This is a genomic window from Micromonospora sp. NPDC003944, from assembly GCF_053605225.1.
Genome location: NZ_JBSGIV010000001.1, coordinates 183,290 through 194,962 on the forward strand (window position 1 = coordinate 183,290; position 11,673 = coordinate 194,962).

Sequence of the window (11,673 nt, forward strand, 5' to 3'; positions counted from 1 at the left end):
GAAACTCGGACCTTCCTTGTCCGAGAACTATACTCGGACAGAATGAGTCCGAGTAACGGGGTGACTAGGGTGACGTCATGAAGATGTCCGGCGGCGTGGAGTGGGCGTTGCACTGCTGCGTGGTGCTCACCGCCAGCCACACGCCCGTTCCGGCGGCCAAGCTCGCGGAACTGCACAACGTCTCCAGCAGCTACCTCGCCAAGCAGCTCCAGTCGCTGGCCCGCGCCGGCCTGATCCACTCGGTGCAGGGCAAGTCGGGTGGCTACGTGCTGACCCGCGCGCCGGAGAGCATCACCCTGCTCGACGTGGTCCGCGCCGTCGACGGTCCCGGCCCGAGCTTCGTCTGCACCGAGATCCGCCAGCGCGGCCCCTTCGCGACCCCGGCCGACGCCTGCACCACGCCGTGCCCGGTCGCCCGCGCCATGTGGTCGGCCGAGGACGCGTGGCGTCAGGCGCTCGCCGCGATCACCATCGCCGACCTCGCCCGCGACGTCGACGTCACCTCCGGCCCCGAGGCCCTGGTCGGCATCCAGGCCTGGTTGGGCGGCGGAGCCGGCTGACCGGCAAGGCCGGTCAGCCGGTGTGGCGTACCTCGGTGTCCCAGATCTGCGCCCACGGACGCCGCAGCCCCCGGCACACGAAGATCGGGCCGCCGTTCTCGTCGTTCTCCACCTCGACCCGCTGGTCCACCCGGCCGGCCTGCGTGCAGGTCTCGAACCATTCGTTCAACCGGGCGGGACCGTCCCAACCGACGGCGATGACCACGTCCGCGTCGGCGGGCGGCCGGCCGAAGTCGACCATGCTGTTGTGCCCGGAGTATGCCCGGGGCAGGCCACGTGCCGGCCCGTACCGGGCGACCGCGCCGGCCTCGCCGTAGTTGCCGGTCAGAATGACCGCCCGCGAGCGCTCGTCCTGGGGCAGGCCCCGATGGACGGCGGCGAGCGAGTCGGCGAACTCCGGCCAACCGATCGTCTCGCCAGCGTCGTAGTTGACGTCGACCACGAACCCGGGCAACCGGTCGGCCGGCAGCACCGGCAGCAGCAGCACCACGTTTGGCAGCAGGAACGGCACCACGCCCAGCGCGAGCAACCCGCGACGCCACCAGCGTGACCCGCGCGACGCCCACGCCACGGTGACGACCGCACCGGCGGCGGTGAGCACCAGCAACAGTGGCGCGTCGTAGTAACCCTTGCCGCCGGCGATCAGCACGATGCCGACCACCACCAACCAGGCCCAGCCCACCGCCCGGTAGGCCCGCCACCGCGGCCGACGCAGCAGCGCGACGAGGCCGGCGATCCAGATCGGTACGGCGTACGGGCTGATGATGACGAACTGGAGGGTGAACGCGTCGAGCCGACCACTGTAGGAGCTGTCGCCGTCGGAGATGGACGCGGCCACGCCGAGCTGCGGAAAGCCGTTGGCCGCCTGCCAGATCAGGTTCGGCGCGGCCAGCAGCACGGTGATCCCGGCGGCGGCGAACACCCATGTGTCGCGCAGCAGCCGACGCGGCCCGGCGATCAGCACCCCGGCGACCAGGCCCACGGCCAGCAACGCCGGCAGCAGCTTGCTGAGCATGCCCACACCGAGCGCCAGCCCGATGCCCAGCGCCCAGCGGCTGTCACCGGTGCGCAGCAACCGCACCGCACACCACGCCGCGACCAACCAGACCAGCAGGTCGACGGTGGTGGTGCTGAGCAGGTGCCCGCTGGCGAGCACGATGCCGGACAACCCGGCGAGCACCGCCGCGAACACCTGTGCGCCCCGGCCGGCGCCCAACTCCCGGGCGATGGCGGCGACCAGCAGCACCGCGCCGCCGGCAAGCAACGCCGACGGGGTACGCAGCACCACCAGGTTGCCTGGGGCGATCGCGTCGAGCAGCCGGGCAAGCGCCGGGACCAGCGGCCCCTGGTCGACGTAACCCCAGTCGAGGTGCCGACCGGCGAGCAGGAAGTACAGCTCGTCGCGGTGGTAACCGTAGCGGCCGGCGAGCAGCAGCAACGTCACCGCGGTGGCGGCGGCGACCAGCCACGGGCCGCGCGTACGCGCGCCGGGCTCGGGTGGGACCGCCGTCGGCGGCGACTGGGTGGGCTCGTACGGTCGGTCGATGTCGGTCGCGGACTCGCTCACGCGCCCATGATGACCGTCGACGTCGCCGCGTGGGTGCCCGTGGCGGTGTTCGGCACACTCCCGTATGCGGGTGGCCGGGGTCAGTGCGAAGATCGGCTTTGTCACTCGGACCGAAAGGACGATATGCGCTATCGCACTCTGGGCACCACCGGCACCGTGGTGTCGACCCTGTGTCTGGGCACGATGACGTTCGGCGCGGAGACCGACGAGGCCGGTAGCTTCGCCCAACTGGACCGGTTCGTCGAGGCCGGCGGCACCTTCATCGACACCGCGGACGTCTACTCCACCGGCGTCTCCGAGGACATCATCGGACGCTGGCTGCGCAGCCGGCCCGACGTGCGTGACCGCCTGGTGATCGCCACCAAGGGACGGTTCCCGATGGGGCCCGGGGCGAACGACGCCGGCCTGTCCCGGGTGCACCTCACCCGCGCCCTGGAGGCCAGCCTGCGACGGCTCGGCGTCGAGGCCGTCGACCTCTACCAGGCGCACGCCTGGGACCCGCTTACCCCCCTGCCGGAGACCCTGCGGTTCTTCGACGACGCGGTCAGCGCCGGCAAGATCCGCTACGCGGGTGTCAGCAACTTCACCGGTTGGCAGTTGCAGAAGGCAGCCCTGCTCACCCAGCACCTCAACCTCACCCCGATCGTGACCCTGCAACCGCAGTACAACCTGCTGGCCCGGGAGATCGAGTTCGAGTTGGTGCCGGTCTGCGAGAACGAGGGCATCGGCATCCTGCCGTGGTCACCGCTCGGCGGCGGGTGGCTGACCGGCAAGTACCAGCGCGACAGCACGCCCACCGGCGCGACGCGGCTCGGCGAGAACCCGCAGCGCGGCGTCGAGGCGTACGCGGGTCGCAACGCCGAGGAGCGCACCTGGCGGGTGCTCGACGCGGTCCGCCAGATCGCCGAGGACCGGGCTGTGTCCATGTCGGCGGTGGCGCTGGCCTGGCTGGCGGCCCGACCGGCGGTCACCTCGGTAATCCTCGGCGCGCGGACCACCGAGCAGCTCGACGACAACCTGACCGCCGCCGATCTGGTCCTCGACGCCGAACACCTGCGACTGCTGGACGAGGCGAGCGCCCCGCAGGTGGGCGACTACCCGTACGGCGGCGCGGGTGTGCGCCAGCGGGGCCGCGACCTGCCAACCGGGTCATGACGGCGTTCCCCGAGCCGACCGGCCCGGCCGATAGCCGCACCGAGGTGTTCCTGCGTTACCTGGACTACTTCCGCGAGTCCATGGTGGACAAGGTGTCGGCGCTGCCCGAGCCGGAACTGCGGCGCAGCCGCCTGCCGTCCGGGTGGACCCCACTGGAACTGCTCACGCACCTGCGCCACGTCGAGCTGCGGTGGATCGAGTGGGGTTTCCAGGGTCGGGACGTCGCCGAGCCGTGGGGTGACCGTCGCGACGACCGCTGGTACGTCGCCCCCGGCGAGACCCGCGCGGACCTGGTGGCGGCGCTGCGGGCACAGGGCGCGCACACCACGGCCGTGGTGACGGTACACGACCTGGCCGAGATCGGTGCGCCAGGCCCGCGGTGGAACGGCGCGGACCCGGCGTCGCTGGAGCGGGTGCTGTTCCACCTGATCCAGGAGTACGCCCGCCACCTGGGCCACCTCGACGTGGTCACCGAACTCGCGGGCGGCCCGACCGGCGAGTAGGACCAGTCGGTACGCGCGATCGGGCAGCGGTTCAGGCCCGTATCAGGAACCGACCGGGAGGCTGGTAGCTGTCACGGTGTCGGCGTGGTCGCGGGCGACATCGTCGTGGTCGCCCAGTGACTGCTCCGGACGGCGGGCACGCCACCGCCACCTGTTGATCGACCGATTGACAAGCGCGCGTCGCGCGTACACCTCCGGGCTGCTCTGCACCCGACGCCAGCGCACGTGCACCTGCTCCAGCACCTCCTGAAGCAGGTCCTCCGCAGCGTGCCGGTCCCCGGTTACTCCGCTCCACGCGAGTCCCTCATCTGACCTCCGGCCTCGTCGACAAGCAAGACACCACGGCGGGTCGCGAGGTTTACCGGTCCGGTAACTGCGGGTCCAGCTTGGTGGATTCGGTGACTCGACGCGGCCCAGCCGACGAAGCGCGGGTGCGGCGATCGGGCATCAGACGGCCCGCGGGGTGGCGCGACGTCGGGCCGGCGCGGGCGGGCGTGCCTTACCGGAGGCGCACAACCGCAGGCCCGCGCGCATCACGAACAGTTCCCGCCGGGCGACCGCTTCGCCCTTCGTGTTGAGCTGGTAGGCGTCGAGCCAGAGCCAACCGTCGTACGTGTGCCGGTCGGGGATCTCGCGAATGACGCGGACGACTATCGGTTTCCGGAACTGCACGCTCGCGGCGGTGGTCAGGAGGACCACGTCCCCGGCCCTGAGCCTGCCCGGCTTCTCTACCTTGTCCGGCACCGGTCTTCCCTCTGTTCGGCGTCTGGGAAGGGGCCGCTTCCGGGAGTGCTCGCCCACCGGAAACGGCCCCGCGAACGCGCCCGCCGGGTCGACATCCCTGCCGGCCGCGCCGCCTAAACCGCACTTTGCCGACAGTCGCTGGACAAGCACACAGCGTTACGTTATGTCTTCATCGCAGCCGCTTTGCACCAGGAGAGGACGGCATGAACCACGCTTTTGTCGCAGCGCTCGCCGCAGCGGGTCACACCGCCGAAAGCCTCGCCGACCGGATCGGGGTGCACCCGAAGACCGTCGCCCGGTGGGCGAACCCGGGGCACGTTCCACAGAGTCGGCACCGGGCTACCGTCGCTGACCTTCTCGCCAAGGGCGTCGACACGCTGTGGCCGGATGCGGGCCACCGCCGTGAGCCGGTGTGGTTCCGGCCGTGGGTCGATCTCGAACGCGAGGCGGTGACGCTGCGGTCGTTCGAGTTGGCGTGGGTGCCCGGGTTGTTGCAGACCGAGGCGTACGCGCGCGCGACCCTGGCCGGCGGGATGCTGGCGGCGGAGACGATCGACGAGTTCACCGAGGCACGCCTCCACCGACAGGCGATCCTCGCCGCGGGAGAGGGCGGGCCCCTGCTGGTGGCAGTGCTGGACGAGGGAGTGCTGCGACGGCGCGTCGGCGACGACCGATCCCTGATGGCCACGCAACTCGCGCGCCTGATCGGGCACGCCGAAGCGGGCACCATCCAGTTGCACATAGTCCCGGCGGACGCGCCCAGCTACCCGGGGCTCGACGGGCCGTTCACCATCGCGGACATGCCGGACGGTTCCCGGGTCGCGCACGTGGACAGCGCGGCCCAGGCGCAGATCCTGGACCAGCCATCGGACCTTGTTAATCTGGAGCGACGGTGGGAGCGGATTCGCGGAGAGGCACTGCCCCGAGGGCGTTCCCTGGCACTCCTCAGAGAAGCGGCAGCAGCATGGACATGACCGGCGCGCGCTGGCGGAAGAGCACCAAGAGCGGCGGCAACGGCGGTAACTGTGTCGAGGTCGCCGACAACCTCCCGGGTGTGGTCCTGGTGCGGGACACGAAGGATCGCGATGGCGCGACCTTGGCCTTCAGCCCCGCGTCGTGGCGGTGCTTCGTCGCGCGGGCACGCCACGCCGCCTGACCTCGTCACCGGGGTCGGCCGGTCGCGGTTGCGGGGTGGCCGGCCAGGTGAGCCGACGTACGCCGGGGACGAGCGCGGTGCCCGCGCAGGAGGCGAGGACCAGCAGGCCCGCGACGGCCAGCGGCACGGGTGCGCCGAACGCGTCGGCGGCCAATGGTGCCAGCGCGTAGCCCAGCGGCATGGCGCCCAGCGACACCAACCAGTCGTACGAGGTGACCCGGGCCAGGACCTCCGGTGGAAAGTGGTGCTGCACGACGGTCTCCCACACCGGGTTGAGGTAGCCGAGGGCGGTCAGCGCCACCGCGTAGGCGGCGATGACCGCGGGGGCGGGCGCGGCGATGGCGAGCAGGAACAGCGGCGCGGCGTAGCAGGCCAGCCCGAGGTTGGCCAGCAGCACCGGCCGGTGCAGCCGCACCCGACCGGCCAGCAGCGACCCGGTGAGCATCCCGACCGCGCCGGCCTGCAACAGCAGGACCCAGGTCGTCTCGCCGCCGAGGCGGTCGACGGCGACGGCCGGCCCGAGGGTCATCAGCACGGCGGCGGCACCGTTCCACACGCCGTGCCCGAGCAGGCTGGTCCAGAACCAGTCGCGGGCGCATACCTCGCCGTAGCCGTGCCGCAGGTCGGCGAGGACGGACCGGCGGGGCACCGGGACGTGGCGGACCCGTAGCAGCGCGAGCAGCGCGGCACTGAGCGCGAACGACGCACCATCCAGGATGAATGCCCAGCCGGGCCCGGCGGCCCAGATCAACGCGCCGGCCAGCGCCGGCCCGGCGAGGCGGCTGGTGTTGGCGGTGACCCCCATCAGGGCGTTGGCGCGTTGCCGGTCGGCCGCCTCGACGGTGCCGGCGACAAGCGGAGACGCGGTCGGGATGGCGAACGCCGAGGCGGTGCCGCCGAGCGCGGACGCCACCACCACGCCTGTCAGCGACGGGTCGCCCCCGAGCAACTCCACGCCGACCGCGAGTTGGGTCGCGCAGCGGACCAGGTCGGCGATCAGGGCGACCCGGCGGGCGTCGAACCGATCGGCCACCACACCGCCGAGGGGCAGCAGGAGCAGCCGGGGGACCATCGCCGCGGCGAGGACGACGGCCAGCGCGCCGGTGGAGTCGGTGGCGCGCAGCACCGCGAGGGCCAGCGCGGCGGGCACCACCGCGTCGCCGAGGGCGGAGATGGTGCGGCCCAGGAACAGCAGGCGGAAGGAGTGGTTGCGCAGGGGGTGAGCCATGCCCGACAACATACTTCGGCATCTAATATTTCGGCAACGAATATTTCGGTACTGAGGTAAGCTGACGCGGTGACCACTCCCCAGGACGCCGTCGATCAGCACATCGAGCGCTGGCTGCCCGTGGTTGCCGACCTCGACGCGGACGTCGAGGGGGCGGTGACCAGGATGATCCGGTTGACCCGGCACCTGCGGGCGGTCAAGGAGCGGGTTCTGGTCGACTTCGACCTGCCGGCCCACGAGTACGACACCCTGCACGCCCTGGCCGGCCGCGGTGGTCGGGCCGCACCGTCGGACCTCGCCGGAGACCTCACGATGGCCCCCGCCTCCATCACCGCGCGGGTGGACGCACTGCTGCGGCGGGGCTACGTGCGGCGCATCCCGTCGACAGTCGACCGTCGACGCGTCGACGTGGAGTTGACCGAGGAGGGCCGGGCCGCCTGGTGCGGGGCTATGGAGGTTCAGGGCGCGGAGGAGCACCGTCTACTCGGCGCGCTCACCGCGACCGAGCGACGAGACCTCTCCGACCTGCTGCGCCGGGTGCTGCTCGTCGCCGAGCAGCCGCACAGCGCGCCGGCGGCGGACTGAGCGCGCCGGGAATTGCCTGGCGGCCCGCGTACCGCTGATGCGAGGGTGACCGGCGTGACTGCGCATGCGATGGCCGGCGCCCTGGCCGACGACGGACGGCGACGGATCTTCGCCGCGATCGTGCTGGGTGCGACAAGCGCGACCGAGGTCGCCGAACGCGCCGACCTGCCGGCGCGGGTGGTGCTCACCGGCGTCCGCCGGCTCACCGACGCGGGCCTCGTCACCGGCGCGGACGGCGCGCTCGCGGCCGACGACGCGGCGCTGCGGGCCACCGCGCGCGACAGCCGCCCCGACGACGACGCCGAACCCGGCGTCGACCCGGTGCTGCGGACCTTCCTGCGGGCGGGCGCTCTGGTGGGCATGCCGGCGCAGCGGGGCCGGCGGCGGATCCTGCTGGCGCACATCGCCGAGCAGTCGTTCGAGCCGGGCACCCGCTATCCGGAGCGGGCCGTCGACGACGCGCTCAAGCCGTGGTGCGCCACGGGAGGCTCCGATCACGCGACGCTGCGCCGGTACCTGATCGACGAGCGGTTGCTCACCCGCGAGAACGGCATCTACCAGCGGCTCTGATCGTCCGCTGCGCGCGCCGGGCGTCGTGCAGGCCCTGAACCGGCAGCAGGACGCGCTCCAGGCGCACCGGATCGACGTACCGAAACCGCCGCCGACGCTACGGTTGCCCGACCTCGGCGTACGGTCGGGCGCGCCGCAGGTACGCGCGCAGGGCCTCGCCGTCGACGGGCGGCTCGCTGGTCCGGTCGACCTCACCATCGACGGCGGCGACCGGCTGCTCGTCACCGGGCCCAACGGCGCCGGGAAATCCACACTTCTCGCGGTGCTCGCCGGAGCGCTCGAACCCACCCACGGGTACGCCTGGACGGCGAGCAAGGCACGCGTCGCCCGGCTCACCCAGGAGACCGCCGGGCAGGCCCCCGACCTCGGCCCCGACGAGGTGTACGCCCGCCAGGTCGGACGACTGGTGTCAGCCGGGGTACTGGCCGACGCCGAGGTCGTGTCGCTGGGGTCGCTCGGGCTGCTGGACTCCGCCGCGATGCGCACGCCCGTCGGGCGGATGTCGCAGGGACAGCAGCGCCGCCTCGACCTGGCGCTGGTGCTTGCCGGGCGGCCCACGCTGATCCTGCTCGACGAACCGACAAACCACCTGTCGTCGACAGTGGCCGACGAGCTGACCGCCGCGATCCGCGACACCAGCGCCGCCGTCGTCGTCGCCACCCACGATCGGCAGCTGTTGCGGGACCTGGCCGACTGGCCGCTGCTGCGCATCGGCGAGCACTCGACACCGGGGACGACCGGATAAAGCCGTTGATCGGGCGGTGATGATCGACTGGTGACCGCCGAGCACTGGTTCGAGCAGCAGTTGACGTTCGCCTCCGCACACGCTAAATAAGAAGAGGAAGTTGAGTCACCACGGCTCAACTCATCACCTTCGGCCAGGAGAACCGAGGAGGCATGACCATGTTGATGCGTACCGACCCGTTCCGCGAGATCGACCGGCTCGCCGAGCAGTTCTTCGGTACGGCGGCCCGTCCCGCCACGATGCACCTGGACGCCTACCGCGACGGCGACCACTTCTACGCGGCGTTCGACCTGCCCGGCGTCGACCCCGACAGCATCGACTGCACGGTCGAGCGCAACGTGCTCACCGTCCGCGCCGAGCGACGCCGGCCCGCCGGCGACGGCGTCGAGCTGGTCGCCGCAGAACGCCCGATGGGCACCTTCACCCGGCAACTGTTCCTCGGCGACACGCTGGACACCGACAAGCTGGAGGCGGGCTACGAGAACGGGGTGCTGACGCTGCGCATCCCGGTCGCCGAGCGCGCCAAGCCCCGCCGGGTGACCATCAAGGCCAACGGCGACGGCCGCCGGCAGATCAACGCCTGATCGGCCACGGTGACGGGTGGGACCGGCGCGCCTGCGCGCCGATCCCACCCAGGGCTGAGAGCCTTTCTCACATGGTGTTCTCCGACGCTCCGGTGCTCGCCCGCCCACCCGCGCCACCAGCGCTGCCCAGCGGGCCGGTCGAGGTCACCGAGGCGTGGCTGCGCAACCGGCGGCTGTCCGAGCACACCCGCGACGCGTACCGGCGGGACGTCACCGGCTGGCTCACCTGGTGCGCCGGCCGTGACCTGGACCCGCTGCGGGCCACGTTCCTGCACGTCAACGAGTACGCCCGCGCCCTGGAGAACAACGTCGGCGCCCGCAGTGGGCGCCCCCTGACCCCGGCGACCGTCGCGCGTCGACTCTCGGCACTGTCCAGTTGGTACGACTTCCTGGTCAAACTGGGTGCGGTGCCGGCCAACCCGGTCTCCGGCGCGGACCGCCCCCGCGTCGACCGGGACCACTCCGCCACTGTCGGGCTCACCCCCGAGGAGGTGGACGCCCTCCTCGGCGCCGCCGACGCGGACACCGGCGCGACAGCCGTACGCAACCGGGCGGCGCTCGCGCTCCTCGCCGACCTGGGGCTGCGAGTTGGCGAGCTGATCTCGCTGGACCTCACCGACCTCGGCACCGAACGCGGCCACCGCAGCGTGCGCTTCGTCGGCAAGGGCGGCAAACAACGCCGCCGTGCCCTCACCCCCGGCACCGGGCACGCCCTGGACGCCTACCTGGCCCAGCGGGCCGCCGCCACCGGTGTGCCGGTGCCGCAGCTCACCGGCCCGCTGCTGGTCACCGCCAGCGGTGCCCGACTGGACCGGCACTCGGTGTTCCGGATGGTCCGTCGGCTTGCCCGCGCCGCCGGCATCCCGGCCTGGGCGAAGCTGTCCCCGCACTCGCTGCGGCACGCCTTCGCCACCACGGCGCGCTCGGAGGGCGTGCCGTTGGAGGACGTGCAGGACGCCATGGGGCACGCCGACCCGCGCACCACCCGCCGCTACGACCGGGACCGGCACAACCTCGACCGCGACCCGGCCTACGCGGTGTGGGCGGCCCGGTCACGGCGTCGCGGTTGAGTGGGTGATCAGGTCAGGTCAGGGGTCGTCGAGGGGCCAGAATGTCTGCCGTGCCGTGTCGTCGCGGCAGAGCAGCCCGGCGCCGGCCCGCCGGCAGTCGGTCACACCCGCCGGGAGCACCGCGGACACCCGGTGACCGCCGCGACCCACAGTCGCGACCAGGGAGCGCCTGCCGTCCGCCGCCATCCCCAGCACCAGCAGGGGTTCCGGGGCGCCCCGGGGGCCGGGCACGGTGCGCCAGCGTGCGCCGTCCGGCCACGTCCACAGCCGCGCCCCGGAGCGCGCGTCGATCGCCCAGCGTCCCTGCTCGTCCTGCCCGCAAATCAGCCCCTGGCAGGGCCGCAGGGTCAGCTCGCCGGACTGCGCCGGCACCTGCCAGCGCGGTGCTAGCCCCGGCAGGTCGTACCCGGACAGCGCCACCGCGCTGCCGCTCGGGTGGCGCAGCACCAGGTGCGCCCCGGCGACCTGGGGATTGTCCGGGCCGTAGTCGGCCGGCGGGAGCCGTCCCCGACCGCGCTCGGTGCCGTCATGGGCGTCGAGCAGCCGGGTCAGCCCGTCGTCCTGCACCAGCAGCACCCGCCCGCCGGGAAGCGGTCGCAGCACGGCGGTGGAGGGCAACGGCACCGACCACCGGGTTGCGCCGGTGGTCGGGTCGACGCCGTGCACCGTGCCCTCGACCCGTCGTCCCGGTTCGGAGGCGCTGCGTACCTCGCTCACCGCGACCGCCGCGTCCCCGGCCGCGTACACCCGCTCGGGTCTCCGCCACACCGGCTGGCCGGTCCGCATCGACCGCGCGGTGGTCGCCCGCGCCCCGCGCGCCTGGTCGCGTTCGACAAGCAGCAGCAGGTCACCGGCGGCCTCGGCGAACCAGCCGGCGGCGGGCGGCACGGTGACCCGCCACCGAGGTGGGCCGGCCGGCGCGGCCGGGTCGTAGGCGCTCAGCGTCGGTGGGTTCTGGTCGGGGTCGACGACGAGCAGTAGCGGCCCCGCACCGAGCACCGTCGCCCGGGCGGGCACCGCCGGCCCGACCTGGGGGGTCAGGCGCGCGGCCGGGGCGGCGCCGCCGAGCAGGGCACACGCCGCCACCAGCATCGCCACCCGCCAAGGGCGGGACACCGGCGGCGGTGGCGGGCGCTCGTCAAGAAGCGAGCCCCGGTCGTCTCCCAGCTCGATCAGCACCGACATGCGGGCCCACCCGTCCGTTCG

The 11,673-nt window shown here is 72.8% G+C and carries 15 protein-coding genes; 10 read left to right on the top strand and 5 right to left on the bottom strand.

The annotated features are described in order from the left end of the window. Nucleotides 1-77 precede the first annotated feature (77 nt). On the top strand, nt 78-560 hold the full coding sequence (locus ACWER9_RS00825; protein ID WP_452299805.1) for an RrF2 family transcriptional regulator: 483 nt from the start codon (nt 78-80) through the stop codon (nt 558-560). A 13-nt stretch (nt 561-573) separates the two neighbouring features. On the opposite strand, the gene ACWER9_RS00830 is transcribed toward ACWER9_RS00825, so the two are convergent. After that, nucleotides 574-2,127, bottom strand: a complete 1,554-nt coding sequence (locus ACWER9_RS00830; protein ID WP_452299806.1) for an ArnT family glycosyltransferase — start codon at nt 2,125-2,127, stop codon at nt 574-576. 123 nt (nt 2,128-2,250) lie between these two features. Between ACWER9_RS00830 and ACWER9_RS00835 the strand changes: the two genes are divergently transcribed. Together ACWER9_RS00835 and ACWER9_RS00840 are read left to right on the top strand one after the other, a co-directional pair. Then, nucleotides 2,251-3,282, top strand: coding sequence for an aldo/keto reductase (locus ACWER9_RS00835; RefSeq protein WP_452299807.1), 1,032 nt, complete (start codon nt 2,251-2,253; stop codon nt 3,280-3,282). Next, nucleotides 3,279-3,785, top strand: coding sequence for a DinB family protein (locus tag ACWER9_RS00840; RefSeq protein WP_452299808.1), 507 nt, complete (start codon nt 3,279-3,281; stop codon nt 3,783-3,785). The genes ACWER9_RS00835 and ACWER9_RS00840 overlap by 4 nt, the downstream gene beginning before the upstream one ends. A 42-nt stretch (nt 3,786-3,827) precedes the next feature. Here ACWER9_RS00840 and ACWER9_RS00845 read toward each other — a convergent pair whose 3' ends face one another. Beyond that, nucleotides 3,828-4,226 carry a sigma factor gene (locus ACWER9_RS00845; protein WP_452299870.1) on the bottom strand — a complete coding sequence of 133 codons (399 nt, stop codon included), beginning with the start codon at nt 4,224-4,226 and terminating at the stop codon, nt 3,828-3,830. Nucleotides 4,227-4,232: 6 nt separating this feature from the next. Continuing rightward, nucleotides 4,233-4,529 carry a hypothetical protein gene (locus tag ACWER9_RS00850; RefSeq protein WP_452299809.1) on the bottom strand — a complete coding sequence of 99 codons (297 nt, stop codon included), beginning with the start codon at nt 4,527-4,529 and terminating at the stop codon, nt 4,233-4,235. Nucleotides 4,530-4,732: 203 nt separating this feature from the next. Between ACWER9_RS00850 and ACWER9_RS00855 the strand changes: the two genes are divergently transcribed. Further along, nucleotides 4,733-5,503, top strand: a complete 771-nt coding sequence (locus ACWER9_RS00855; protein WP_452299810.1) for a DUF5753 domain-containing protein — start codon at nt 4,733-4,735, stop codon at nt 5,501-5,503. Further along, nucleotides 5,494-5,685: a DUF397 domain-containing protein gene (locus tag ACWER9_RS00860; protein ID WP_452299811.1), complete on the top strand. Its 192-nt coding sequence runs from the start codon at nt 5,494-5,496 to the stop codon at nt 5,683-5,685. The genes ACWER9_RS00855 and ACWER9_RS00860 overlap by 10 nt, the downstream gene beginning before the upstream one ends. On the opposite strand, the gene ACWER9_RS00865 is transcribed toward ACWER9_RS00860, so the two are convergent. Continuing rightward, nucleotides 5,633-6,913: an MFS transporter gene (locus ACWER9_RS00865; RefSeq protein WP_452299812.1), complete on the bottom strand. Its 1,281-nt coding sequence runs from the start codon at nt 6,911-6,913 to the stop codon at nt 5,633-5,635. The genes ACWER9_RS00860 and ACWER9_RS00865 overlap by 53 nt on opposite strands. A 69-nt stretch (nt 6,914-6,982) precedes the next feature. On the opposite strand from ACWER9_RS00865, the gene ACWER9_RS00870 reads away from it, so the two are divergent. From ACWER9_RS00870 to ACWER9_RS00890, 5 genes are all read left to right on the top strand, one after another. Next, nucleotides 6,983-7,498 carry a MarR family winged helix-turn-helix transcriptional regulator gene (locus tag ACWER9_RS00870; RefSeq protein WP_452299813.1) on the top strand — a complete coding sequence of 172 codons (516 nt, stop codon included), beginning with the start codon at nt 6,983-6,985 and terminating at the stop codon, nt 7,496-7,498. 54 nt (nt 7,499-7,552) lie between these two features. After that, nucleotides 7,553-8,068, top strand: coding sequence for a DUF2087 domain-containing protein (locus tag ACWER9_RS00875; RefSeq protein ID WP_452299814.1), 516 nt, complete (start codon nt 7,553-7,555; stop codon nt 8,066-8,068). A gap of 25 nt (nt 8,069-8,093) precedes the next feature. Continuing rightward, nucleotides 8,094-8,813: an ATP-binding cassette domain-containing protein gene (locus tag ACWER9_RS00880; RefSeq protein ID WP_452299815.1), complete on the top strand. Its 720-nt coding sequence runs from the start codon at nt 8,094-8,096 to the stop codon at nt 8,811-8,813. Between the two features lie 158 nt (nt 8,814-8,971). Next, nucleotides 8,972-9,397 (top strand): Hsp20/alpha crystallin family protein, encoded by a 426-nt coding sequence (locus ACWER9_RS00885; protein ID WP_452299816.1) that lies wholly within the window; start codon nt 8,972-8,974, stop codon nt 9,395-9,397. A gap of 71 nt (nt 9,398-9,468) precedes the next feature. Beyond that, nucleotides 9,469-10,467: a tyrosine-type recombinase/integrase gene (locus tag ACWER9_RS00890; protein WP_452299817.1), complete on the top strand. Its 999-nt coding sequence runs from the start codon at nt 9,469-9,471 to the stop codon at nt 10,465-10,467. Nucleotides 10,468-10,485: 18 nt separating this feature from the next. On the opposite strand, the gene ACWER9_RS00895 is transcribed toward ACWER9_RS00890, so the two are convergent. After that, nucleotides 10,486-11,652 carry an outer membrane protein assembly factor BamB family protein gene (locus ACWER9_RS00895; RefSeq protein ID WP_452299818.1) on the bottom strand — a complete coding sequence of 389 codons (1,167 nt, stop codon included), beginning with the start codon at nt 11,650-11,652 and terminating at the stop codon, nt 10,486-10,488. Nucleotides 11,653-11,673 lie beyond the last annotated feature (21 nt).

Bases quoted from the DNA above. Each gene is read 5' to 3' on its own strand.
- ACWER9_RS00825 (WP_452299805.1), top strand. From the start codon at position 78: ATGAAGATGTCCGGCGGCGTGGAGTGGGCGTTGCACTGCTGCGTGGTG.
- ACWER9_RS00835 (WP_452299807.1), top strand. From the start codon at position 2,251: ATGCGCTATCGCACTCTGGGCACCACCGGCACCGTGGTGTCGACCCTG.
- ACWER9_RS00840 (WP_452299808.1), top strand. From the start codon at position 3,279: ATGACGGCGTTCCCCGAGCCGACCGGCCCGGCCGATAGCCGCACCGAG.
- ACWER9_RS00855 (WP_452299810.1), top strand. From the start codon at position 4,733: ATGAACCACGCTTTTGTCGCAGCGCTCGCCGCAGCGGGTCACACCGCC.
- ACWER9_RS00860 (WP_452299811.1), top strand. From the start codon at position 5,494: ATGGACATGACCGGCGCGCGCTGGCGGAAGAGCACCAAGAGCGGCGGC.
- ACWER9_RS00865 (WP_452299812.1), bottom strand. From the start codon at position 6,913: ATGGCTCACCCCCTGCGCAACCACTCCTTCCGCCTGCTGTTCCTGGGC.
- ACWER9_RS00885 (WP_452299816.1), top strand. From the start codon at position 8,972: ATGTTGATGCGTACCGACCCGTTCCGCGAGATCGACCGGCTCGCCGAG.
- ACWER9_RS00890 (WP_452299817.1), top strand. From the start codon at position 9,469: ATGGTGTTCTCCGACGCTCCGGTGCTCGCCCGCCCACCCGCGCCACCA.
- ACWER9_RS00895 (WP_452299818.1), bottom strand. From the start codon at position 11,652: ATGTCGGTGCTGATCGAGCTGGGAGACGACCGGGGCTCGCTTCTTGAC.